Below are 22698 nucleotides of genomic sequence, written 5' to 3'. Positions count from 1 at the left end.
ACGCTAGGGCGTACCGCCGGGTACCGCCCGTCGGTGGGCGCCGCTCGCCGTACGGCCGGACAATCGAGGGCATGGACCTCCCCGTGATGCCACCCGTGCAGCCGATGCTCGCGAAGTCCGCCGCGGCCATTCCGCCCGGTATGCAGTACGAGGCCAAGTGGGACGGCTTCCGCGCCATCGTGTTCCGCGACGGCGACGAGGTCGAGTTGGGCAGCCGCTCGGGCAAACCGCTCACCAGGTACTTCCCCGAGGTCGTCGCCGCCGTGCGCGAGCAGGTGCCGCCGCGCTGCGTGCTGGACGGCGAGATCGTCATCGCCCGCGAGGGCCGGCTGGACTTCGACGCGCTGCTGGAGCGCATCCACCCGGCGGAGTCCCGGGTACGCCATCTGGCCGAGGTGACGCCCGCGGGGTTCGTGGCGTTCGACCTGCTCGCCCTCGGCGACGAGTCGCTGCTGGCGGTGCCGCAGCACGCCCGCAGGCAGGCGCTCACCGAGGCGCTGCGGGACGCCGCGCCGCCCGTGTACACGGCGCCCTTCACGCAGGACATCGACGTGGCCCGCGACTGGTTCGCACGCTTCGAGGGCGCCGGTCTGGACGGTGTCGTCGCCAAACCACTCGATCTGGCGTACCGGCCGGGCGAGCGGGCCATGATCAAGGTCAAGCACGAGCGGACCGCCGACTGCCTGCTGGCGGGCCTGCGCCTGCACAAGAGCGGGCCGATGGTGGGCTCGCTGCTGCTCGGCCTGTACGACGCCGCCGGGCGGCTCCAGCACGTCGGCGTCTGCGCCTCCTTCCCGATGAAGCGGCGCGCGGAGCTCATGACGGAGCTGGAGCCGCTGCGGATGGAGTCGGTCGAGGGCCATCCCTGGGAGGAGTGGGCGAGCGAGGAGGCGCAGGCGTCCGGCAGGCTGCCCGGCGGCCCCAGCCGGTGGACGGGGAAGAAGGACCTGTCCTGGCTGCCGCTGCGCCCCGAGCGCGTGCTGGAGGTCGCCTACGACCACATGCAGGGCGACCGCTTCCGGCACACCGCGCAGTTCCGCCGCTGGCGCCCCGACCGCGAGCCGGACGGCTGCACCTATGCGCAGTTGGAGGAGCCGGTCGGCTACGACCTGGCGGAGATCCTGGGCGGCGCGTAGGCGGGTGCGGGACGCCCTGACGGGGTGTGCCATGACGCGGTGCGCCGTGGCGCGGGCTCAGCGGCTGAGGGAGGCGGCGTCGCCCATCACGACCACGGGATGGCGTGCCGGGTCGAGCGTGTCCAGCAGCTGCTTCATATGGGCGAGGGAGAGGCTGACGCAGCCGTGGGTGGGGCCGCCGTGGTCGACGTGGAACCATATGCCGCCTCCTTTGCCGTCGCCCAGCGGCCGGGTCCAGTCGAGCGGGGACAGCCCTCTGCCGCGGTTGTAGTCGATGGCCACCACGTAGTCGAAGGCCCCTGCCAGTGACTCGCCGTCGAAGCCGGTCCCGGCGATGGAGAAGCCGCGCGGCGAGTGGTCGTACGTCAGCCTGGTGCCGGGATCGGCGAGCCGGCCGCCCGCGTCGGAGAGGGTGAACACCCCCACCGGTGACCGCAGATCGCCCGCGTGGTGGTCGCGGGACCAGCCGCGCAGCGCGTTGCGCGCCGGCCACGGCGCTCCGGCCCGCCAGCCCGTGGCCGTCCGCTGGTAGACCACCACCGACGACAGGGCGGAGTCCACGCCCCTGCCGGTCACCACCACGACCTGCCGGGAGCCGGCCGGGACCTGCGCCAGCGTCTTGGCGCCGAGCCCCGGCAGCCGCGAGGGCAGTGCGGGTGAGGCCACCACCAGGGTCGGCGAGGGCCGCGGCGGCACCACGGTGACGGCCGGGGCCGCCACCTGGTTCTGCGCGGAGGCGCCCAGGGCGGGCCCGCAGCCGGTGAGCGCGCCGATCGCGGCCATCACGAGGACGGGCGCCAGGACGGACGCGGAGAGGTGGGGCGGGCGGGCGGACATGGCGGGCCTTTCGATGGAGGGGGGATGGTCCCGTGGCCGTGACCGGCGGGCGCGGGAGGTCGGGTACGGGCGGGCGGTGCGGACTGCCGGTAGGGGCGTGCGGTGGCGGCGCGCGCCAGGGGTGTGGCCGCCCGGGGGTCAGTCCGAGGCGAAAGCCGCGGTGGCGAGCATCGCCCGGACGGTGGCGCGGGTGGCCGCCGACGGGTGGCTGAGGCAGACATGGGCGTCGATGACCGGGCGGCCGCCGTCCGGGGCGGCCGATCCCCAGCCGGTCATCTCCTCGGTGCCGCCGATGGCGCGGCAGTCCGCGCCGGGGCCGTACGGCCCGGTGACGGCGAAGGTCTCCGAGCCGTCGCCCTTCGGATGCTCCGCGGACTGCCCGAACGCGATCAGCACACCCCCGTCGAGGAGGTTGAGCTGGGGGACGCAGAACAGGCCGTCGAAGTCGGTTCCCTGACAGGACGTCTTGGCCTTCGGGCGCGGCTGCGCCTTCGTCACGGTGAATCCGGCGACCTGGGACAGCGCGTCCGTGCCGCCCTTGGCGGTCCAGTCCCTGGGCACCTCGACGCTCAGCCCGAAGAGGTCGGGGAACGGCTGCGGCACCTCCGTCCCGATGTGCGTGCCGCCGGGCGGCGGTGGGGCGGGCGGCGAGGCGGGCGCGGAGGTCCGCCCCGCCGCCGGGGCGGACGTCAGGCCGCCGGCCAGCGGGGCGAGTACGGCCACGGCGGCCGAGACGGCGGTGAGGCCGATCAGCAGCGCCACCGTACGGCGCCGCCTTCTGCGCGCCATCCGGTCGCGGACCTGCCGCATCCGCGCGGCGGGCGCGGGCGGCGCGGGCACCGTGTGCTCCAGCCACCGGCGTAGGTCCCGCTCGTCGTCAGCGCGGTCCATCATCTCCACGGACATCAGCCGCCTCCCCCACCACGAGGGCGCCGCGCAGCGTTCGCAGCGCCTTGGACGACTGGCTCTTGACGGTGCCCGGGCGGCAGCCCAGCACCTGCGCGGTCTCCTCGACGCTGAGGTCCTCGAAGAAGCGCAGGACGATCACGGCGCGCTGCCGGGTCGGCAGCCGCCGTACCGCGGCCGCCACCACGTGCTCCACGTCGAGGTCCGAGGAGGCCGCCGCGACCGTGTCCGGGACCTCGTCGTGCGGCACCTCGCCGTGCCAGCGGCGGCGGCGCCAGGAGGCGTGGGTGTTGACCAGCGCCTTGCGGACGTACGCCTCCGGGCTCTCCTCCGCGATCCGCTGCCATTTCGGCCAGACCCTGGCCAGCACGGTCTGCAGCAGATCCTCCGCCATATAGGTGTCGCCGCCCGTCAACAGCCAGGCCACACGCAGCAGTCGGGGCCCACGGGCGGCGACGAACTCCTCGAAGCCCGGCGGTGCGGCGCCCTTCACCTGCGTGTCCTTGCCATGGTGTCCCTGTCGGTGCTTTTTCCCTCACGTCCGGTCAACCGGTCGGGACACCGGTCGCGTTGCCTCACCTCCGCGGTCGGTGCGGATCGGTGGGCGCGGCCGGGAGGCTCGGCGGCGCCAGGGGTCAGCCCAGGAAGCTCAGCCGCACCTGGCGGTGGGGGTTGTCCCTGTTGGTGTCGACCAGGACGACCGACTGCCAGGTGCCGAGTTCCAGCCGTCCGCCGATCACCGGCAGGGTGGCGTGCGGCGGCACCAGGGCGGGGAGTACGTGGTCGCGGCCGTGGCCGCGTGCGCCGTGGCGGTGCTGCCAGCGGTCGTCGGCGGGCAGCAGGTCGCGCAGCGCGGCGAGCAGGTCGTCGTCGCTGCCCGCGCCGGTCTCGATGACGGCGACCCCCGCGGTGGCGTGCGGGACGAAGACGTTGAGGAGCCCGTCCCTGCCGCCGGCGGCCTCGCGCAGAAAGGAGGCGCAGGAATCGGTCAGGTCGTGGACGGTCTCCGCCGGGCCGGTGGTGATGTCGATGACGCGTGTGCTGAAGGTGTCGGACATACGTCCATGGTCACCCACCGCGTGCGGGTCGCCGGGGCCCGCCGGGCGTGCGGCGTGCCCCAACTGCGGGCGCCCGGCGCAAGAACGCCCTTCCGGCCGGGCTCGGGGTCACGATTGCCGCGGGCGGCAATTGGTCTGTACCATTCACCGGGCCTTCCCCACTGCCACTCCGCCCTCCGCTGCCGCGCCCCGAAGGGGGACTCCGACGTGAACGCGTTGCACCGGCTCGCCGTGCTCGTCGACTCGTGCCTGCTGCCCTCGGTCAGCGGCGAGGGCGAGAGACTGCCCGACTGGATCCTGCGCGGCCTCGAACGCGGCACCCCTGGTGCGGCCGTCCACGCGCGCGGCCCGGCCGCCCGCGCCGCCTCCGACGCCCTGCGCGCGGCTCTGCCCGACGCGCTCACCGGGCACCCGGGCCCGCACCGCCCGGGCGGCGGCAGCGCGGCCGCGGCGGAACTCGTCGCGGCGGGCGCCAATCTGCATCTGGCGGTACGGCCGGGGGTCCGCGCCGACGCGACGCGGGTCTTCGTCACCGACCTCCAGACGCACGGAGTGGCCGCCGCGCTGGGGCCGTTCACCGGTTCCGGCAGCCTGCGGCCCTTCGCCGAGGGCGCCGCCGCCGGAGTGCGCGCGATCAGCGTGGGGCACTCCCCCGTCCCGGGCGAGGACGGGGTCCCCGCCACACTCAGTGGGCCCGCCATCACCGGCATCCTGCGCGGCGAACTCGGCTACGGCGGTGTCGTGGTGAGCGACACCCTGGACGCGCCCGCGATCGTCGACGGGTACGGCGTGCCGGGTGCCGCGGTCCTCGCCTGGATCGCCGGAGTGGACTTGGTCCGCCTCGGCCCCGCCAGCGGCGCCGGCGTCCGGGACGCCATCCACGCCGCCGCGGCCCGCGCCGTCGCCGACGGCGATCTGCCGGTGGCCCGCCTGGAGGAGTCCGCCGAGCGGGTCGCCCGGCTGCGCCGCTGGGCCTCGGAGCCGCGCATGCCCGCGGCGGAGCGGGCGGCGGCGAGCCGCGAGGGCTGAGCCCGGGTGGATCCTGGCGGGCTCGGGCGGGGTGAGCCGAGCCGAGGCGGGCCGCGGCACTGACCCAGGTGCCGGAAAACACGTTTGACAGCGGAGGGCGCCTCGCGGATATTTATCTGCGTGACGCAGATTCTGCGCGACGCACACGAAGGCTTCCTCGTCGCGACTGCGCCACCTCCCTTCGCGCGCCCCCAGGGCCGCACCTTCGGCACAGAAACGGGTATCCCTCATGACCGTCCTCATCACCGGCAGCCGCGGCCGCGTCGCCCGCACCCTCACCGCACTGCTGCACACCGCGGGCCACGCCGTGCGCGCCGGATCGCGCAGCCCGGAGTCGCTCGACCCACCGGGCGGGGTGGCGGCGGTGCCGCTCAGCCTCGACGAGCCCGCGGGCTTCGCGGCCGCGCTCGACGGCGTGCGGTCCGTCTTCCTCTACGCGGAGGCGTCCCGCACCGCGGAGTTCGTCGCCGCCGCGGAGACGGCGGGCGTGCAGCACATCGTGCTGCTCTCCTCCAGCTCCGTGCTCGCACCCGACGCCGACCAGGATCCGCTCGCCGCGCACCATGTGGCCGTCGAGGAGACGCTGGCCGCCTCGCCGATCGCCACGACGGTCCTGCGGCCCGGCACCTTCGCCAGCAACGCGCTGCAGTGGGCGTGGCCGATCAAGGCGACGGGCGCCGTGCGGCTGCCCTACCCCGGCACCCACACCGACCCCGTCCACGAGGCGGACCTCGCCGAGGCCGCCTTCGCCGCGCTCACCGCACCGGACGTGCGGGGCGGCACCTTCCACCTGACCGGTCCGGCGTCCGTCACCTTCGCCGCGCAGATCACCACGCTCGCCCAGGTCACCGGCCTGGACATCCGCGCCGTCGCCATCACGCCCGAGGAGTGGAAGGCGGAGACGGCTGAGTACATGCCGGAGGCGTTCGCCGACGCGCTGCTCGCCTACTGGAAGTCGCACGACGACTCACCGGTGGCGCTCACCGACACCCTGGAGCGGCTCATCGGCCACCCGCCCCGCACCTTCGAGGAGTGGGCCGCCGACCACTCCGCCGCCTTCACCCGGCAGACCTGACGAGCCCGGCACGGGAGTCCGCCTCACTCGACGTCGCCCGCGCGCAGCCGGGCGACCTGCACGGCGCTCAGGTCGATCGTGCGCCGCATATGGGTGAGCAGCACGGCGAGCTGGTCGTCGTCGTAGTCGTCGAACATCCGCCACCAGCCGCCGCTGAGCCCGCCCCAGACGCGGCCGAACTCGGCCATCCGCGCGGGGACCGTGGTGACCAGCACCCGGCGGCGGTCGGCGGGGTCCCGTTCCCTCGTCACATACCCCGCGCGCTCGAGCCGGTCCACCAGCCGGGTCGCGGAACCCGTGGTCAGACCGGTCAGATCGGCGATCCGACCGGTGGTGACCGGGGCGCGCTCCAGGCTGAGCAGGTTGAGGCACTGGACGTCGGTGGGGTGCATCCCGAAGTAGTCGGCGAGCGCCTGGTTGAAGAGGGCGTACGACGCGGTGTAGTGACGCGCCGCCACCGAGAGGTCGGTCAGCAGATCGGCGCGGCGCCCGGTGGGGCTGTCGGTCTGCGGCATGGTTCCTCCGCGGTCTCTCCGTACGATTTGCCTGCGTGACGCAGACAGTTTGGCAGACCGCGGCTCTCGCGACGCGCACGCCACACTCGCCGCGCACCCGACTCCCCCGCCCGCACCCCGGCGCGGGGAAGCATTGGCTCCCACCCGCGGTTGGTAGAAACATGAACGACTTGGGTGGCGCACAGGGCGCGGAAACCGCCGTCGACGTGGTGGTGGTCGGGGCCGGGCAGGCGGGGCTCTCGGCCGCGTATTTCCTGCGTCGCGCAGGGTTTTCGCCCGGCACGGACTTCGTCGTCCTCGACCACTCCCCCGCGGCGGGCGGCGCGTGGCAGTACCGCTGGCCGTCGCTCACCTTCGGCAAGGCGCACGGCGTCCACGAGCTGCCGGGCATGCCCCTGGAGGGCGCCGACCCCGCGCGCGCGTCGTCCGAGGTCGTCGGCGCGTACTTCGCCCGCTACGAGAGCGCCTTCGACCTGCGGGTGCGGCGCCCGGTGAACGTGACCGCGGTACGGGAGGGCGTCGGCGGACGGCTGCGGGTCGAGAGCGACGCGGGCGTCTGGTCCACCCGTGCGCTGGTCAACGCCACGGGCACCTGGGACCGGCCCTTCGTGCCGTACTACCCGGGCCAGGAGACCTTCAGGGGACGGCAGTTGCACACCGCGGACTACCGGGGGGCCGCGGAGTTCGCCGGGCGGTGCGTCCTGGTCGTCGGCGGCGGCACCTCCGCGGTGCAGCTCCTGCTGGAGCTGGCCGAGGTCGCCGACACCACCTGGCTGACCCGGCGCCCGCCCGTCTTCCGGGCCACGCCCTTCGACCAGGAGTGGGGCCGCTCGGCGGTCGCCATGGTGGAGGAGCGGGTGCGCCGGGGACTGCCGCCGCAGAGCGTGGTGAGCGTGACCGGGCTCGCGGCGACCGACGCGGTCCTCGACGGGCAGGCCCGCGGCATCCTGCGCCCCGAGCCGGTCTTCGACCGGATCACCCCGCACGGCGTCGCTTGGAACGACGGCCGCACCCTCGACGCCGACGTCATCCTGTGGGCCACCGGATTCCGCGCCGCCCTCGACCACCTCGCCCCGCTCAAGCTGCGCGCGCCCGGCGGCGGCATCCAGGTGGAGGGCACCCGCGTGGTCAGGGACCCGCGGGTCCACCTCATCGGCTACGGCCCCTCGGCCAGCACGATCGGCGCCAACCGGGCGGGCCGCACCGCCGTGCGCGAGATCCGCGCCCTCCTCGGAACGGACCGCGGCGCCCCGGACGGGCCGAGTGAGCCATCCCGCACCAACAGACATCCGATGTCTGCTTCCCAGCAGGACACCGTTGCGGCAGTATGACCCCCATGGGTGATCGTCAGCCGCGCCGCCGGCTCCGCAGCAGCACGGAGGGCACATGCGCGTAGCGCTCTTCGTGACATGCGTGAACGACATGCTGTATCCGGACACCGGGCGGGCGGTCGTCACCCTGCTCGAACGCCTCGGCGTCGAGGTGGACTTCCCCGCCGCCCAGTCGTGCTGCGGGCAGCCGCAGTTCAACACCGGCTACCGGCACGAGACCGAGCCGCTGGTACGCCGCTACGCCGCCGCGTTCGACGGCTACGACCACGTGGTGACTCCGTCGGGTTCCTGCGCGGCCATGGTGCGCGACAACTACCCGCGGATCGCCGCCAGGGCCGCCGCCGAGGGACGCGCCGACGACGGGCTCGCCGAGGCCGCGGCGCGGGCCGTGCCGAAGACGTACGAGCTGACCGAGTTCCTGGTGGACGTGCTGGGAGTGACGGACGTCGGCGCGTACTTCCCGCACACCGTCACGTACCACCCGTCCTGCCACGGGCTGCGGATGCTGGGGCTCGGCGAGCGGCCGCGGCGGCTGCTGGAGGCCGTCAAGGGCCTGGAGCTGCGGGAGTTGGAGGGCGCGCAGGAGTGCTGCGGCTTCGGCGGCACCTTCGCGGTCAAGAATCCCGACGTCTCCGCCGCCATGGGCGCCGACAAGGTGCGGCACGCCGTCGACACCGGGGCGCAGGTGCTGTGCGGCGCGGACAACTCGTGCCTGATGCACCTGGACGGCATCCTGTCCCGGCAGGGCGCCCCGTTGCGGGCGGTGCACCTCGCGGAGATCCTGGCGTCCACCGAGGAACACCCCTACCGGCCGGGAGAGGCCCGATGAGCGGTACGTATCTGGGCCTGCCCTCCTTCCCCCGGGCCGCGAAGGACTCGACCAAGGACCAGCAGCTCCGGGCGAACCTCACCCACGCGACGCACACCATCCGCGACAAGCGCGCCGCGGCCGTCGGCGAACTCGACGACTGGGCGCGGCTGCGCGCCGCCGGGGCCGCGATCAAGGACCGCACGCTGCGCCATCTCGACCACTACCTGGAGCAGCTGGAGGCCGCCGTGACCGCCGCGGGCGGCACGGTCCACTGGGCGGTGGACGCCGCCGAGGCCAACCGCCTGGTGACCGAGCTGGTGCGGGCGACCGGCGAGAGCGAGGTCGTCAAGGTCAAGTCGATGGCCACCCAGGAGATCGGACTCAACGACGCGCTGGCCGCCGCCGGCATCACCGCCTACGAGACGGACCTCGCCGAACTCATCGTGCAGCTCGGCGACGACCTGCCGTCGCACATCCTGGTGCCGGCGATCCACAAGAACCGCACCGAGATCCGCGACATCTTCACCGAGAAGATGGCGTCCTGGGGCCGTCCCGCGCCCGACGGGCTGACCGACACCCCTGCCGACCTCGCGGAGGCCGCCCGGCTGCACCTGCGGGAGAAGTTCCTGCGGGCCAAGGTCGCCGTCTCCGGCGCCAACTTCATGGTCGCGGAAACCGGCACCATGGTGGTGGTGGAGTCCGAGGGCAACGGCCGGATGTGCCTGACCCTGCCGGAGACCCTCATCTCCGTCGTCGGCATCGAGAAGATCGTCCCCACCTGGCGGGACCTGGAGGTCTTCCTCCAGACGCTGCCGCGCTCCTCGACCGCCGAGCGGATGAACCCGTACACCTCGATGTGGACCGGCACCACCGACGACGACGGGCCGCGCACCTTCCACCTGGTGCTGGTCGACAACGGCCGCACCGACACCCTCGCCGACACCACCGGCCGCCAGGCGCTGCGCTGCATCCGCTGCTCGGCGTGCCTCAACGTCTGCCCGGTCTACGAGCGCGCGGGAGGCCACGCGTACGGCTCCGCGTACCCCGGCCCGATCGGCGCCATCCTCACGCCCCAACTGCGCGGCATCGCCAGCGAGCTGGACGCCTCGCTGCCGTACGCGTCCAGCCTGTGCGGCGCCTGCTACGACGTCTGCCCGGTGGCGATCGACATCCCCGAGATCCTGGTGCACCTGCGCGAACGCGTGGTGCAGGGCGGCCCGGTCACCACGCGCGGCACGGCGGTCACCATCAAGCCCGCCAAGGGGCACGCGGCCGAGCGGGCCGCGATGCGGGCCGCCCGCTGGACGCTGGACCACCCCGCGGCGTGGCGAACCGCGCAGAAGCTCACCGCGGGCACCCGCGGACTGCATCCCCGGCGGCTCCCCGGCAGTACGGGCAAGGCGTGGACGGACACCCGCGACCTGCCCGCCGTCCCCGCGGAGTCGTTCCGCGACTGGTGGCGCAAACGGGAGCGACCGTCCGCCTCCGCCGCACCGCAAGGCGGCCGGTCGGCCGACGGAACTCAGGAGAAGGGCGACCAGCAGTGACGCACGCCAGCTCCAGCAGTCGTGAAGAGGTGCTGCGCCGGGTGCGGGCCGCGCTGGCGGACGTGCCGCGCGAGCAGACGCCGCGGGACGTGCCGGTGCCCCGGGACTACGACCTGGTGCACGCGGAACGCACCCCGGCGCAGACCGCCGATCTGCTCGCGGAGCACCTCGCCGACTACCGGGCGCATGTGCACCGCACCGACGAGGCGGGACTGCCGGGAACCGTGGCGCGGCTGCTGGCCGAGCACGGCACACGCAGCGCGGTGGTCCCCGACGGTCTGCCCGAGGAGTGGCTGACGGCGCTGACGGGCGTGGAACTGCTGCGTGACGCAGCGGATCTGACGCCGCGGCGGCTCGACGAGGTCGACAGTGTCGTCACCGGCTGCGCGCTGGCCATCGCCGAAACCGGCACCCTGGTGCTGGACGGTTCGGCCGCACAAGGGCGCCGCCGGATCACCCTCGTCCCCGACCACCACATCTGCGTGGTGCGCGCACCGGAGCAGGTCGTCGGCTCGGTCCCGCAGGCGATGCCCCGCCTGGACCCGACCCGCCCGCTGACCTGGATCTCCGGCCCTTCGGCGACCAGCGACATCGAACTCGACCGGGTGGAGGGCGTCCACGGCCCCCGCAGGCTCGATGTCGTGATCGTCACCAGTAGCTGAGCCGCGAGCGCCGGGCCGGTGTCGCAGCGGTCGGCGCCTCAGGCTCCGGCTCTCAGGGGCGGGCGGCGGCGCGGCCCACGCGCAGTGCCCACAGGACGAGCGGCACCTGGACGGGGAGCCGTGCGTAGGCGGCGGCCTTCAGCGGCGCCGGGCGGTGCCGCCAGTCGTACGCCATCTTGATGTTGGCGGGGAAGACCGCCGCGAAGAAGCCCGCCGTCAGCAGTCCGCCGGTGCGCCGGGTGGCGGGCAGGGCGACCGCGGCGGCGAGGGCGAGTTCGGCGGCGCCGCTCACCCGTGTCCAGGTGCGGGCGCTGCCGGGCAGCGCGTCCGGCACGAGGGCGTCGTAGGGCTCGGGCCGCAGGAAGTGCGTCGTCCCCGCGACGGCGAGCAGTCCGGCGAGGAGCTGGGCGGATCGTACGGGTGCGGGCACCGTGACCTCCTGGGCGGGGCGGGGGCGTCCCGCCGCTCGGCACGCTCACCCTACTGGTGAGTAGCCTGAGGTTGGCAAGCCCTCCGGCCCCGTTCCCGAAAGGCCCGCCTCAGGGAGCGACGGTCGCGAGCTGCGAGTCGCGCCGGACCAGTGCCGCGTACCGGCCGTCCCGCGCCAGGAGTTCGTCGTGGGTGCCGCGCTCCACGATCCGGCCCTCGTCGAGGACCACGATCTGGTCGGCGTCGCGCACGGTGGACAGGCGGTGGGCGATGGTGATCGTGGTGCGCCCCTCGGACAGCGAGTCGATCGCCTCCTGGACGTCGCGCTCGGTGCGCGTGTCGAGGGCGCTGGTCGCCTCGTCGAGGATCAGCACCGGCGGGTCGCGCAGGATGGTGCGGGCGATGGCCAGCCGCTGCTTCTCGCCCCCGGAGAAGCGGTAGCCGCGCTCGCCGACGAGGGTGTCGTAGCCGTCGGGCAGGCTGGTGATGTGGTCGTGGATCTGGGCGGTCCTGGCCGCGGCGTGGATCTCCTCGTCGGTGGCGCCCGGCCTGGCGAACCGCAGATTCTCCGCGACCGAGGCGTGGAAGAGGTAGGTCTCCTGCGAGACGACGCCGACCGCGTCCGCCAGGGTGTCGAAGGTCAGGTCGCGGACGTCCGTGCCGTCGATCGACACCCGGCCGCCCGTCACGTCGTACAGCCGCGGCACCAGGTAGCTGAGGGTGCTCTTGCCCGAGCCGGTGGCGCCGACGACGGCGAGGGTGCTGCCCGCGGGGACTGCCAGATCGATGCCCTGGAGGGTGGGCGGCGCGGTGCCGTCGGGGTCGTAGGAGAAGTCGACGCCCTCGAAGCGGATGTCGCCGCGGACGTCGTCCAGGCGTACGGCGCCGGGGCGTTCCGTGATGTCCACGGGCAGGTCGAGGTACTCGAAGATCCGCTGGAACAGCGCCAGCGATGTCTGCACCGACACGCCGGTGGCCAGCAGCGAGACCGCCGGGCGGAACAGGCCCTGCTGGAGCGAGACGAAGGCGACCAGGGTGCCGATGGAGACGGCGGGGGCGCCGTGCGAGACGGTCAGACCGGCCGCCCAGTACAGCAGCGCGGGCATCGCCGACATCACGATGCCGATGACCGACATCCGCCAGCGGCCCGACATGTTGGAGCGCACCTCGAGGTCGACCAGGCGCTCGGACTCGGCCGCGAAGTCGCGGGTGAGGGACTCGGAGCGGCCCATGGTGCGGCCGAGCAGGATGCCGCTGACCGAGAGTGACTCGGTGACGATCGCGGACATCGACGCCATCTGCTTCTGCCGGTCGGTGGCGATCTTCTTGCGCTCGCGGCCGACCCGGCGGGCGATCCAGACGAACACGGGGAGCAGCAGCAGCGACACCAGGGTGAGCCGCCAGTCGAGGGCGAGCATGGCCACGACGGAGGCGACGACCGCGGTCAGGTTGGAGACCAGCGAGGTGGCGGTGGAGGTGACGGTGGCCTGCATGCCGCCGATGTCGTTGGCGATCCTGGACTGCACCTCACCGGTGCGGGTCTTGGTGAAGAAGGCGAGCGACATGCGCTGCAGGCGTTCGTAGACGGCCGTCCGCAGGTCGTGCATCACCCGCTGGCCGACGGTGGTGGAGATCAGGGTCTGGAGTACGCCGAAGACACCGGTGGCGACGGCGGTGGCGATCATGCCGAGGGCGAGCAGGCTGAGCAGCCCGGTGCGGCCCTGGGGGATCGCGGTGTCGAGGATCGCCCGCAGCAGGAAGGGCGAGGCGACGGACACCAGGGACGAGAGGCCGACGAGCGCGCCGACGACGGCCAGGCGGCCGCGGTAGGGGCGGAAGAGCCGCATGATGCGGCGCACTTCGTTCGGGCTGGTGGGTTTCTTCTTCGGTGGCGTCCACCGGGAGGAGACGTCGTGGTCGGGGCGCAATGGACTCCTTGCGGGGCTCAGGACAGTGCCGGCCCAGGACGGGTGCGGCATTGAGAGTGTAGGTCATTGTTACCTATGTTCACAATGAGGGTCGTCCTGATATTCTCGTCACATGGAATCCCGCGCCTCCGCCGTCGCACTCGCCGCCGCTCATGAGCGGGCCAGGGCCCAGGCTCAGGCCGAGGCGCTCGGCGCCACCGGTTCGGCGCCCGCGGTGGAGGAGCTGACCGGGCGGCTCTCCGACCAGCTGCTGCGGCTGAGCCGCCGCCTGCACCGCTTCCAGCGCCATCTGCTGGAGCCGCTGGGCATCACCCCCGCCCAGGCCCGGCTGCTGCGCTCGCTGGCGCACTGCGAGGAGCCGCCGCGGATGGCCGACCTGGCGCAGCGGCTGGATGTGGTGCCGCGCGCCGTCACGTCCCTGGTGGACGGCCTGGAGGCGCACGAACTGGTGCGCCGGGCACCCGACCCGCACAACCGGCGGGTGATCCGTATCGAACTGACCGACAAGGGGCACACCGCGCTGCTGGAGCTGCGCAGGGCGCGCCGTATCGCCGCCGCCGAGCTGCTCGCGCCGCTGGACGACGAGCAGCGCGAGGCACTCACCGCGCTGCTGGCCGTGCTCGACGAGGCGGCGGCCGGGCCGGACGCGGGCCACTGAGCCAGCCGCGGCCCCGCGGCCGCCGGCGGGTCCCCCTGGCCCGCCGGCCGGCCGGCCCGTGGCCGGTGCTACTTCGCGGGGCCGCTCTGGACCGGGCCGTTCTGGCTGACCACCGTCGGGCCCACCTCCGCGGTGCAGGAGCTGCAGCGGCGCGCGGCGGCCGGTATCGCGGTCAGGCACTCCGGGCACTCACGCATCGGCGCGCTGCTGGCCCTGGGGAAGAACTTCTCCTGCATCCGGTTCATCGGCAGGACGACGAGGAAGTAGATCACGGCGGCCACGATCACGAAGCTGACGGTGGCGTCGATGAACACCCCGTAGGGGAAGGTGACGCCGGAGGCCGTGAACGTCTTGGCGCTGAAGTTGCCGGTGGCGCCGGAGACCATGCCGATGATCGGTGTCAGGAAGGCCTTGACGAAGCCGTTCACGAGCGCGGTGAAGGCCGCGCCGACGACGATGCCGACGGCGAGGTCGACCACGTTGCCGCGCAGCAGGAACGTACGGAAGCCCTTCATGGGTGGGGGGTCCCCTCTGTAGTCAGAATTGGAAGACCACAGTGTGCCGCTCCTGGCCACAGAGGGGTAATCGGGTGATCGGATCCGACGGTGCGGTCAGTTGCGCCAGGTGTCGTTCAAGGTCACCTCACCGGTCGACGGCACCGTGGCGGTGCGGTTCGCGCCCGACTCCCAGGTGACGTTGCCGCTGCCGTCCTTGCGGATGTACTTGTAGGCGAAGGTGGTCCCTGCGGCCATGGTGACGTCCAGCTTCCACACGGGGTAGCTCGCCGAGGACAGCAGCAGGGCGCTGCCGGTGTTCCAGTTGCCCAGGGTGGAGTTGTCGCCCACCACGTAGATGTTCTGGCCCACCACCGTGGTCGCGTTCACCGCGAAGGACGCCCCCGTGGTGCTGGTGCCGCCGGTCGTCCCGCTGCTGGTCGACCCGGTGGTGCCGCCGCTGCCGCACGGCGCGCCCACGTAGAGCGCGACGGCGTCGTTGGCGCCGATGGTCGCGGTGAAACGGCCGTCGGAGCCGACGGTGTACGGGGCGCCGCTGTGCTGCACGTCGCAGTAGGTGCCGGCGGGCAGCGAGGTGGTGAAGGTCTGGGTGAGCGAGGCGCCCTCGTGGTTGATCGCCACGTACCCCTTGCTGCCGCGGCCGAAGGCGATGGCGTTGTTGCCGTTGGACCACCAGTTGGTCACCGCGGTGCCGGAGACGGCGTTGCGGAAGCCCACCATGCCGGTGATCTGCGGCCAGGCGTGCTGGCACTTCCAGCCGTCGCTGTAGCAGGCGTTGACGGTGCCGCCGTTGGGCGGGCCCGCGTCGTTGTCGGAGAACTCGTAGCCGGAGTAGACGTTGGGCGAGCCGTACGGCCAGGCCAGCATGTAGACGTTGGCCAGCGTGTAGGTGGCGCCGTACTTGTAGTTCAGCGTCGAGCCGTTGCGCTCGGTGTCCCAGTTGTCGACGAAGGTGCGGGCCTTGTCGCTGGACAGGTAGCCCGCACCCCAGGACGCACCCCAGTTGCTGAGGTACGCCAGCTTGTCGCTGGTGAAGATCCGCTTGAGGTCGAACGCCCCCTGGAAGGCGTCGACATCGCCGGTGTTGACGTACTCGCCCGGCTGCACGGCCTCACCGGCGCCGTAGATGACCTCCTGCGCCCAGTAGATGTTCGGGTTGCTCAGCTTGGCCTTGATCGCCGCCAGGTCGGTCTCCGCCATGTGCTTGGCGGCGTCGACGCGGAAGCCGTCCACCCCGAGCGAGATGAGGTGGTTCAGGTACGCGGCGATGGTGCCGCGGACGTAGTCGCTGCCGGTGTCGAGGTCGGCGAGCCCCACGAGTTCGCAGTTCTGGACGTTGTCCCGGTCGGCGTAGTTGCTGATGGCGGTACGGCAGGAGTGGAAGTCCTGGTCCTGGTAGTAGCCGGGGTAGTTGTACTTGGTGTAGGCCGTGCCGCCCGTGCCGGTGCCGGAGCCCGAGGTCATGTGGTTGATCACGGCGTCCGCGACGACCTTGACGCCCGCGCTGTGGCAGGTGTTGACCATGTTGTGGAACGACGTCTCGTCACCGAGCCGTCCGGCGATCTTGTAGCTGACCGGCTGGTACGAGGTCCACCACTGGCTGCCCTGGATCTGCTCGGAGGCCGGGGACACCTCGACGAAGCCGTAGCCCGCGGGGCCGAGGGTGTCGGTGCACGCCTTCGCCACCGAGTCGTACTTCCACTGGAAGAGCGTGGCGGTGACGTCCTTGGTGCCGGGCGGTGTCGCGTGCGCCTGCTGCGAGGAGAGGGCGAACAGCCCCGCTGCGGCGACGGCTGCGGCCAGCGTGCCGTTCAGTAGGCGGGATCTCATGGGCGGCTCCTTCGGGAAGCGGGCAGGGTGATGCCCTCGAAGGCAGCCACGCGCCTGGCCACCGGGTGGGGGGTCGAAGCCCCGTGTCCCTAGGGGCTTCGCGGAGGAGCTTCCCGCCGTGGCCGCGCACCCGTCAATACATCTCGCGGAAGAACTTTCGCTCCCTTGCTGCAAGTTGTTGCCGGATGTTCGTACGGGGTTCCGCCCGCAGCGGTCACCGGGAGGGGCTCAGCCCGCGAGGTGCGCGGTGTCGCCCATGACGACGACGGGGTGCGCGGCGGGGTCGAGCGTCCGCAGCAGATAGCGCATCCCGGCCTCGGAGAGGGTCACGCACGCGGCGCTGCCCTTTCCGTCATCCATATGCAGCCAGATACTGCCGCCCTTGGACTCGCCCTGGGGCCGGGTGGGGTCGTTCGGCGACGTGCCCACGACGCGGTTGTAGTCGATGGCGATCACGTAGTCGAAGACGTGCTGGGAGTCGGCCGCCCAGGTGGCGGGCGGGGCGAAGGACCGTGACTGGTGGTACGGCAGCTGCGATCCGGGGTCGGCGCGCACACCGCCCGCGTCGTGCAGGGTGAACACGCCCACCGGGCTCTTGCGGTCGCCCTCGTGGTGCTGGACGGCCCAGCCGTGGTCTCCGTTGTGCGCGGTCCAGCTCGGGCCGCGGTGCCAGAGGCCGCCGCTTCTGGTGAAGAACACCACGGTCGCGTCGGCGGAGGCGGGGTCAGCGCCGTAGACGACGACGGCCTGGCGGGCGTTCGCGGGCACCTTGCCGGACATGGCGGCGCCGACGCCGGTCAGCGTCTTGCTGTCGACGGCGGGGGGCGGCGCGGCGGCGGGCCGGTCGGTCCGCCCGGCGTCGGCGCGGTGACCGGCCGCCGAGCCGTCCGCGGCGTCGCTCCCGCTCTTGCCGCAGGCGGTCAGGACAAGGAGCGCGGCGGCCGCAGCCGCCACCGCCGTACGTTTCTTCGCCGTCTCGCGCATCGCGCCCCATCTTCCCACTCACCCGTGACAACGCGCCGACCACCCTGGCGCGTTCCGGCCGCCCGCGCGGAAAACCTGTTGACCGGACGCGGGCGGCAAGGCGACGCTTGCACCCCTCCGCACCGGTCTCGACACGCTTTGGCCGGATACGTTCCGACGGGGCGTTTTCTGCTGTCCCGTCCCTCTTTGACCGGCCCGTGTGGCGACCCGCCGGTCCACTCCCCCACCCGTACCGACCCCAGGACACCATGTCGTCCCTCAGCAGTCTTCCGCTGTCCGACCCGGGCGTTCCCGACGCCCGGTCGGGCTTTCGCTTCCTGCTCTGGCTGGAGATCCGCCAGTGGCGCGGGCAGCTCGCCGCCGCCGCGTGGGGCACCCTCCACATGGCGGCCGTCGCGTCCTTCCCGGCCGCCGTCGGTATGGCCGTGCAGTCCGTGGTCGACCGGTCGGGGTCGCGGCTGACGCTCTCGGGTGCGCTGATGCTGGTGCTCGGGCTGCTCACCGCGCTCGGCGACACCATGCTGCACCGCACCGCCGTGACCAACTGGATCAGCGCCGCCGCCCGGGTGCAGCAGTTGCTCGCCCGGAAGACCGTCGAGCTGGGCTCGGTGCTGACCCGCCGGGTCGCTGCGGGCGAGGTGGTGGCCGTCAGCACCGGCGACGTGGAGAAGATCGGGTGGTTCGTGGAGGCGCTGGCGCGCTTCACCTCCGCCCTGCTCGCCACCGTCGGCGTCGCCGTCGCCCTGGCCGTGTACGAGCCGAAGCTCGGCCTGCTGGTGGCCGCCTCCGTGCCCGTACTCGCCCTCGCGGCCCTGCCGTTGCTCCCGGCCGCCACCCGGCGCGCCGACCTGCAGCGCGAGAAGGCGGGCAAGGCCACGGAGTTGGCCGCCGACACCGTCGCCGGGCTGCGCGTTCTGCGCGGTATCGGCGGCGAGGACCTCTTCCTGGAGCGGTACCGCGCCGCGTCGCAGCAGGTGCGCACCGCCGCGGTGCACAGCGCCCGGATGTGGGCGCTGATCAGTGCCGTACAGGTGGTGCTGCCCGGTCTGCTGCTGGCCGGAGTCGCCTGGTACGGGGCCCGGCTGGCGCTCGACGGGCAGATCTCGGTCGGCGCGCTGGTCACCGTCTACGGGTCGGTGGCGTTCCTGATGTTCCCGCTGCGGAACTTCGAGGAGATCGCCATGGCCTGGTCGTTCTCCCGGCCGTCCGCGAAGCGCGCGGCGCGGGTGCTGGCGCTGCGCCGCGACAGCCTCGACGGCGGCGCGGCCTCCGGTGTGCCGTCCGCGATCGGCGCGGCCGCCGCCGACTCGGTGGTGCGGGCGCCCGCGGGCGAGCTGTACGACCCGGAGTCAGGGCTGCGCGCTCCCGCGGGGCAGTTGACCGCGGTGGTGTGCGGCGATCCCGACGCCGCGGGACGGCTGGCCGACCGGCTCGGCGGGCACAGCCCGGTCCGGGCCGAGGGCGAGGCGTCCGCGCTGCTCGGCAGCCGGCCGCTGGACGCGATGCCGCTGGCCGCCGCCCGCGCGGCCGTCCTGGTGCAGGACAAGGACCCGGTGCTGCTGTCCGGCACTCTCGCCGAGCTGCTGGACGTCCCGTCCTCGGGCCGGGTCACCGCGCGGGAGGCACTGGCGGCGGCCCAGTGCGGTGACGTGCTGGACGCGCTCGCGCAGTCGCTGGACGACACGACGGGCGGGGCGACGGCAACGGCCGCTCCCCCGTCGGGGACGGCCGGTTCCGGCGATCCGGTGCCGGCGGCCGCTTCCGGCGATCCGATGCGGGCGCGCATCACCGAGCGCGGCCGGTCGCTCTCGGGCGGCCAGCGGCAGCGGCTGGCACTGGCCCGGTCGCTGGTGACCGATCCGGAGGTGCTGGTGCTCGACGAGCCGACCTCCGCGGTCGACGCGCACACCGAGGCCCGGATCGCCCGCGCCCTCAAGGAGATCCGGGCCGACCGGACGACCGTGGTGTTCACGTCGAGCCCGCTGGTGCTCGACCGCGCCGACCGGGTGGTGTTCGTGGACGGCGGCACTGTGGCCGCCAGCGGCACCCACCACGAACTGCTGCGTACGCACGGGCAGTACCGGGCCGTGGTCACCCGTGAGAGTGAACCCGCGCGGGAGTCCGTGGCCGTCGACGGCCGCGCCGCGGCGATGGAGACGATGGAGGAGTCCGCATGATCGGCGTCAGGCCGCCTGCTTACGATCCGGCGGCGCCGGAGCAGAGCGCCACCCTGCCCGTGGGCTCGCCCGCCACCGTGCGCGGCTACGTACGCGAGCTGGCCCGGCGGCACCGCGGCGCCTTCGCCTGGCTGATGGTGGTCAACACCGTCGCGGTGCTCGCCTCGATGGTCGGTCCCTATCTGCTCGGCGGGCTCGTCGAGGACCTGTCGGCGGGTCACCGCGACATCCATCTCGGGCGGGTCGTACCGCTGTTCCTGGCCGCGCTGGCCGTCCAGGCGTACTTCGTGCGCCTGGTGCGGCTGCGCGGCGCGATCCTCGGCGAGCAGATGCTGGCCGACCTCCGGGAGGACTTCCTCGTACGGTCGGTGGCACTGCCGCCCGGCGTGCTGGAACGGGCCGGGACCGGCGACCTGCTGTCCCGGATCACCACGGACATCGACCGGTTGTCGAACGCGATGCGCGAGGCCGTACCGCAACTGGCCATCGCCGTGGTCTGGGCCGGGCTGCTGCTCGGCGCGCTGACCCTGACGTCACCGCCGCTCGCGCTGTCGGTGCTGGTCGCCGTGCCGCTGCTGCTGGCCGGGTGCCGCTGGTACTTCCGGCGCGCACCGCAGGCGTACCGCTCGGAGGCGGCGGGTTACGCGGCCGTCGCCGCGGTGCTGGCCGAGTCCGTCGACGCGGGCCGCACCATCGAGGCGCACGGCCTCGGCGCCCGCCGCGAGGAGCTGTCCCGGCTGCGCATCAGGCAGTGGGTGGGCTGGGAGCGGTACACGCTGTGGCTGCGCAGCGTGCTCTTCCCGGTGATCAACCTGACGCACGCGCTCATCCTCACCTCGGTGCTGATGATCGGCGGCGCCTTCGCGCTCCACGGGTGGGTGACGGTGGGCGAGCTGACCACCGGCGCCCTCTACGCGCAGATGCTGGTGGACCCGGTGAACCTCATCCTGCGCTGGTACGACGAGTTGCAGGTCGCCCAGGTCTCGCTGGCCCGGCTGGTCGGCGTCCGCGAGGTCGCCGAGGACGACGGGGACGCTTCGGTCTCCCCCGACGGGCGCGAGGTCGCGGCCGACCGGGTCCGCTTCGGCTACCGGGCGGGCAGCGACGTGCTGCACGACGTCACCCTCCATGTGCCGCCGGGTACCCGGCTGGCGCTGGTCGGGCCGTCGGGCGCGGGCAAGTCCACGCTCGGACGGCTGCTGGCCGGGGTCTACAGCCCGCGGGTCGGCGAGGTCACGCTCGGCGGCGCCGAGCTGGCCAGGATGCCCGCCGAGCGGGTGCGCGAGCATGTGGCGCTGGTCAACCAGGAGCACCATGTGTTCGTCGGCACCCTGCGCGACAATCTGCGGCTGGCCAGGGCGGAGGCCGCCGACGGCGAGCTGTGGGAGGCGCTGGGCGCCGTGGACGCCGACGGCTGGGCGCGGGCGCTGGACGACGGCCTCGACACCGAGGTCGGCTCCGGCGGCGCGGTGCTCACCCCGGCGCAGGCCCAGCAGCTCGCGCTGGCCCGGCTGGTCCTCGCCGACCCGCACACCCTGGTGCTCGACGAGGCCACGTCGCTGCTCGACCCCCGCGCGGCCCGCCATCTGGAGCGGTCGCTATCCAGGGTCCTGGACGGCCGCACGGTGGTCGCCATCGCCCACCGGCTGCACACCGCGCACGACGCGGATGTGATCGCGGTGGTCGAGGAGGGCAGGATCAGCGAGCTCGGCAGCCACCACCAACTGGTCGCGGCGGACGGGGCGTACGCCGCGCTGTGGCGCTCCTGGCACGGTTAGCGCCTGTCCGGCGGATCACGAACGGCCCCGGCGGCGCCTGGCACGCACGCCCGCCGGACAGGCCCTAGCCGACCCGCGCCGGCGGGCGCGCGGCGCGGGCGACGAGCAGCAGGAGCAGTCCGCAGGCGGCGACCAGGATCCAGCCGGGGCGGGAGGCGTGTGCCAGCCCCGCCGGGGCGCTGCCCGCCACCAGTCCGCCCGCCAGCGCGATGCCGATCGCGGCGCCGAGCTGGCGGGCGGTGGACGTGATCGCCCCGGCGACTCCCGCCCGGGCCGGGGGCAGTCCGCTCACCGCGGTGTTGGTGAGCGGGGCGTTGGCGAAGCCGAAGCCGATGCCGATGAGCAGGTAGGCCACCAGGAGCAGCGGCACCGCGGTGTGCCGGTCGAGCCCGACCAGGCACAGTCCGCCGGCGGTGATGAAGCTGCCGGCGAGCAGGAGCGGCGGCCGTGCGCCGACCCGGCCGACCATCCGCCCGGACAGCGGCGCGCAGACGGTCGCGCCGGCCGCCATGGGCAGGGTCGCGAGCCCGGCGGCCAGCGGTGTCCAGCCCCGGGTGTGCTGCAGGTAGAGGGTGTTGAGCAGCAGCGTCACATTGAGGGCGACGAAGACCGCCAGGGCGCCCAGCACCGCGCTGCTGAAGACTCGGCTGCGGAAGAGTCCCGGATCGATCAGCGGTTGCGGGCGCCGGGACTCGACCCGTACGAAGGCGGCGGCCACCGCGACGGCCAGCCCGTAGGCGGACAGCGCGACCGGCGACGTCCAGCCGATGTGCGGCCCCTCGATGAGGACGCCGACCGCGACCCCGATGGCGACCGTCAGCAGCGCCTGGCCCGGCAGGTCGACACGCTGCGCCCGCGGCGCCCGGGACTCGGGGACGAACACCGCGCTGAGCACCAGGGCCACGACGATCACCGGCACATTGGCCCAGAACACCGACCGCCACCCGAAGCCGTCGATGAGGGCGCCGCCCGCGACGGGCCCGGCGGCCATGCTGATCCCGAAAACCGACGCCCAGACACCGATCGCCTGCGCCCGCTCCTTGGGGTCGGGCATCGCGTTGACCACGATCGCCAGCGCCACCGGGCTGAGCATCGAGGCGCCGATCCCCTGCACGGCGCGGGCGGCGGTGAGCGCGTCCACCGAGGGGGCGAGCGCGCAGAGCACGGAGGCCGCGCCGAACACGGCCAGGCCGCTCTGGAACACCCGCCGGCGCCCGAACCGGTCGGCCAGAGCGCCCGAGGAGATCAGGAGACTGGCCAGGACGAGGGTGTACGCGTCCACGGTCCATTCCAGCCGTCGGGTCCCGGCGTCCAGACCCCGTCCGATGGCGGGCAGGCCCACGTTGACGATGGTGGTGTCCAGGCCCACCAGGAACATGCTCAGACAGCAGACGGCCAGCACCGTCCAGCGTCTGCGCGCGCTCAGTGCAGGAACGGGTCGTACGGCTGTGGTCGTGGCGGTCACGGCCCACCTCTCAGGTCCGGGGATCTC

21 protein-coding genes are annotated in these 22698 nt (G+C 73.4%); 10 read left to right on the top strand and 11 right to left on the bottom strand.

What is annotated here, in order from left to right:
* Window positions 1-71 precede the first annotated feature (71 nt).
* Window positions 72-1136: an ATP-dependent DNA ligase gene (locus AB0M29_RS07870; RefSeq protein ID WP_365380513.1), complete on the top strand. Its 1065-nt coding sequence runs from the start codon at window positions 72-74 to the stop codon at window positions 1134-1136.
* A 57-nt stretch (window positions 1137-1193) separates the two neighbouring features.
* Here the strand turns inward: AB0M29_RS07870 and AB0M29_RS07865 are convergent, their stop codons facing one another.
* The 4 genes from AB0M29_RS07865 to AB0M29_RS07850 all read right to left on the bottom strand — a co-directional run bounded on the left by AB0M29_RS07865 (window position 1194) and on the right by AB0M29_RS07850 (window position 3937).
* Entirely contained in the window at window positions 1194-1973 is a 780-nt protein-coding gene (locus AB0M29_RS07865; RefSeq protein ID WP_365380510.1) for a L,D-transpeptidase family protein, read from the bottom strand.
* 138 nt (window positions 1974-2111) lie between these two features.
* The gene (locus AB0M29_RS07860; RefSeq protein WP_365380507.1) at window positions 2112-2879 is read right to left on the bottom strand and encodes a hypothetical protein; all 768 of its coding nucleotides are present in this window, start codon (window positions 2877-2879) and stop codon (window positions 2112-2114) included.
* Complete coding sequence (locus AB0M29_RS07855; RefSeq protein WP_365380505.1) at window positions 2851-3372, bottom strand: SigE family RNA polymerase sigma factor; 522 nt, start codon at window positions 3370-3372, stop codon at window positions 2851-2853. The genes AB0M29_RS07860 and AB0M29_RS07855 overlap by 29 nt, the downstream gene beginning before the upstream one ends.
* Window positions 3373-3514: 142 nt before the next feature.
* Entirely contained in the window at window positions 3515-3937 is a 423-nt protein-coding gene (locus AB0M29_RS07850) for a secondary thiamine-phosphate synthase enzyme YjbQ (RefSeq protein WP_365380503.1), read from the bottom strand.
* 207 nt (window positions 3938-4144) lie between these two features.
* Between AB0M29_RS07850 and AB0M29_RS07845 the strand changes: the two genes are divergently transcribed.
* Together AB0M29_RS07845 and AB0M29_RS07840 are read left to right on the top strand one after the other, a co-directional pair.
* Window positions 4145-4966 (top strand): glycoside hydrolase family 3 N-terminal domain-containing protein, encoded by an 822-nt coding sequence (locus AB0M29_RS07845; protein ID WP_365380500.1) that lies wholly within the window; start codon window positions 4145-4147, stop codon window positions 4964-4966.
* Window positions 4967-5195: 229 nt separating this feature from the next.
* Window positions 5196-6041: an NAD(P)H-binding protein gene (locus AB0M29_RS07840; RefSeq protein WP_365380498.1), complete on the top strand. Its 846-nt coding sequence runs from the start codon at window positions 5196-5198 to the stop codon at window positions 6039-6041.
* A gap of 23 nt (window positions 6042-6064) precedes the next feature.
* Here AB0M29_RS07840 and AB0M29_RS07835 read toward each other — a convergent pair whose 3' ends face one another.
* A complete protein-coding gene (locus tag AB0M29_RS07835) occupies window positions 6065-6556 on the bottom strand; it encodes a MarR family transcriptional regulator (protein ID WP_365380495.1) in 492 nt (163 codons plus the stop codon).
* A 161-nt stretch (window positions 6557-6717) separates the two neighbouring features.
* On the opposite strand from AB0M29_RS07835, the gene AB0M29_RS07830 reads away from it, so the two are divergent.
* The 4 genes from AB0M29_RS07830 to AB0M29_RS07815 are packed head-to-tail and all read left to right on the top strand — an operon-like array spanning window position 6718 to window position 10907.
* Complete coding sequence (locus AB0M29_RS07830) at window positions 6718-7887, top strand: NAD(P)-binding domain-containing protein (RefSeq protein ID WP_365380492.1); 1170 nt, start codon at window positions 6718-6720, stop codon at window positions 7885-7887.
* A 55-nt stretch (window positions 7888-7942) separates the two neighbouring features.
* Window positions 7943-8716 carry a (Fe-S)-binding protein gene (locus AB0M29_RS07825; protein ID WP_365380489.1) on the top strand — a complete coding sequence of 258 codons (774 nt, stop codon included), beginning with the start codon at window positions 7943-7945 and terminating at the stop codon, window positions 8714-8716.
* Complete coding sequence (locus AB0M29_RS07820) at window positions 8713-10245, top strand: lactate utilization protein B (RefSeq protein WP_365380487.1); 1533 nt, start codon at window positions 8713-8715, stop codon at window positions 10243-10245. Before AB0M29_RS07825 ends, AB0M29_RS07820 begins: the two co-directional genes overlap by 4 nt.
* A complete protein-coding gene (locus AB0M29_RS07815) occupies window positions 10242-10907 on the top strand; it encodes a lactate utilization protein C (RefSeq protein ID WP_365380485.1) in 666 nt (221 codons plus the stop codon). The genes AB0M29_RS07820 and AB0M29_RS07815 overlap by 4 nt, the downstream gene beginning before the upstream one ends.
* 52 nt (window positions 10908-10959) lie before the next feature.
* Here the strand turns inward: AB0M29_RS07815 and AB0M29_RS07810 are convergent, their stop codons facing one another.
* Window positions 10960-11337, bottom strand: coding sequence for a hypothetical protein (locus AB0M29_RS07810; RefSeq protein ID WP_365380482.1), 378 nt, complete (start codon window positions 11335-11337; stop codon window positions 10960-10962).
* 109 nt (window positions 11338-11446) lie between these two features.
* Window positions 11447-13264 (bottom strand): ABC transporter ATP-binding protein, encoded by a 1818-nt coding sequence (locus tag AB0M29_RS07805; RefSeq protein WP_365380480.1) that lies wholly within the window; start codon window positions 13262-13264, stop codon window positions 11447-11449.
* 112 nt (window positions 13265-13376) lie between these two features.
* On the opposite strand from AB0M29_RS07805, the gene AB0M29_RS07800 reads away from it, so the two are divergent.
* Window positions 13377-13922 (top strand): MarR family transcriptional regulator, encoded by a 546-nt coding sequence (locus AB0M29_RS07800; RefSeq protein WP_365380478.1) that lies wholly within the window; start codon window positions 13377-13379, stop codon window positions 13920-13922.
* Between the two features lie 68 nt (window positions 13923-13990).
* On the opposite strand, the gene mscL is transcribed toward AB0M29_RS07800, so the two are convergent.
* From mscL to AB0M29_RS07785, 3 genes are all read right to left on the bottom strand, one after another.
* Window positions 13991-14437 (bottom strand): large conductance mechanosensitive channel protein MscL, encoded by a 447-nt coding sequence (mscL, locus tag AB0M29_RS07795; RefSeq protein WP_365380475.1) that lies wholly within the window; start codon window positions 14435-14437, stop codon window positions 13991-13993.
* Between the two features lie 96 nt (window positions 14438-14533).
* Window positions 14534-16267, bottom strand: coding sequence for a carbohydrate-binding module family 20 domain-containing protein (locus AB0M29_RS07790; protein ID WP_365380473.1), 1734 nt, complete (start codon window positions 16265-16267; stop codon window positions 14534-14536).
* Window positions 16268-16495: 228 nt separating this feature from the next.
* A complete protein-coding gene (locus tag AB0M29_RS07785; RefSeq protein ID WP_365380470.1) occupies window positions 16496-17251 on the bottom strand; it encodes a hypothetical protein in 756 nt (251 codons plus the stop codon).
* Between the two features lie 248 nt (window positions 17252-17499).
* On the opposite strand from AB0M29_RS07785, the gene AB0M29_RS07780 reads away from it, so the two are divergent.
* Window positions 17500-19428, top strand: coding sequence for an ABC transporter ATP-binding protein (locus AB0M29_RS07780; RefSeq protein ID WP_365380468.1), 1929 nt, complete (start codon window positions 17500-17502; stop codon window positions 19426-19428).
* Complete coding sequence (locus AB0M29_RS07775) at window positions 19425-21206, top strand: ABC transporter ATP-binding protein (RefSeq protein ID WP_365380465.1); 1782 nt, start codon at window positions 19425-19427, stop codon at window positions 21204-21206. Before AB0M29_RS07780 ends, AB0M29_RS07775 begins: the two co-directional genes overlap by 4 nt.
* 64 nt (window positions 21207-21270) lie before the next feature.
* Here AB0M29_RS07775 and AB0M29_RS07770 read toward each other — a convergent pair whose 3' ends face one another.
* The gene (locus AB0M29_RS07770) at window positions 21271-22671 is read right to left on the bottom strand and encodes an MFS transporter (RefSeq protein ID WP_365380463.1); all 1401 of its coding nucleotides are present in this window, start codon (window positions 22669-22671) and stop codon (window positions 21271-21273) included.
* Window positions 22672-22698: the final 27 nt, after the last annotated feature.

This window comes from Streptomyces sp. NPDC051976, assembly GCF_040680795.1.
In the GTDB taxonomy this organism is placed as follows: Bacteria; Actinomycetota; Actinomycetes; order Streptomycetales; family Streptomycetaceae; genus Actinacidiphila.
This window is presented reverse-complemented; position numbering and strand designations above follow the sequence as displayed.

Coding starts and splice junctions, on each gene's coding strand:
- AB0M29_RS07870 (WP_365380513.1), top strand. CDS start 72: ATGGACCTCCCCGTGATGCCACCCGTGCAGCCGATGCTCGCGAAGTCC.
- AB0M29_RS07865 (WP_365380510.1), bottom strand. CDS start 1,973: ATGTCCGCCCGCCCGCCCCACCTCTCCGCGTCCGTCCTGGCGCCCGTC.
- AB0M29_RS07860 (WP_365380507.1), bottom strand. CDS start 2,879: ATGTCCGTGGAGATGATGGACCGCGCTGACGACGAGCGGGACCTACGC.
- AB0M29_RS07850 (WP_365380503.1), bottom strand. CDS start 3,937: ATGTCCGACACCTTCAGCACACGCGTCATCGACATCACCACCGGCCCG.
- AB0M29_RS07840 (WP_365380498.1), top strand. CDS start 5,196: ATGACCGTCCTCATCACCGGCAGCCGCGGCCGCGTCGCCCGCACCCTC.
- AB0M29_RS07835 (WP_365380495.1), bottom strand. CDS start 6,556: ATGCCGCAGACCGACAGCCCCACCGGGCGCCGCGCCGATCTGCTGACC.
- AB0M29_RS07830 (WP_365380492.1), top strand. CDS start 6,718: ATGAACGACTTGGGTGGCGCACAGGGCGCGGAAACCGCCGTCGACGTG.
- AB0M29_RS07825 (WP_365380489.1), top strand. CDS start 7,943: ATGCGCGTAGCGCTCTTCGTGACATGCGTGAACGACATGCTGTATCCG.
- AB0M29_RS07820 (WP_365380487.1), top strand. CDS start 8,713: ATGAGCGGTACGTATCTGGGCCTGCCCTCCTTCCCCCGGGCCGCGAAG.
- AB0M29_RS07800 (WP_365380478.1), top strand. CDS start 13,377: ATGGAATCCCGCGCCTCCGCCGTCGCACTCGCCGCCGCTCATGAGCGG.
- mscL (WP_365380475.1), bottom strand. CDS start 14,437: ATGAAGGGCTTCCGTACGTTCCTGCTGCGCGGCAACGTGGTCGACCTC.
- AB0M29_RS07790 (WP_365380473.1), bottom strand. CDS start 16,267: ATGAGATCCCGCCTACTGAACGGCACGCTGGCCGCAGCCGTCGCCGCA.
- AB0M29_RS07785 (WP_365380470.1), bottom strand. CDS start 17,251: ATGCGCGAGACGGCGAAGAAACGTACGGCGGTGGCGGCTGCGGCCGCC.
- AB0M29_RS07780 (WP_365380468.1), top strand. CDS start 17,500: ATGTCGTCCCTCAGCAGTCTTCCGCTGTCCGACCCGGGCGTTCCCGAC.
- AB0M29_RS07775 (WP_365380465.1), top strand. CDS start 19,425: ATGATCGGCGTCAGGCCGCCTGCTTACGATCCGGCGGCGCCGGAGCAG.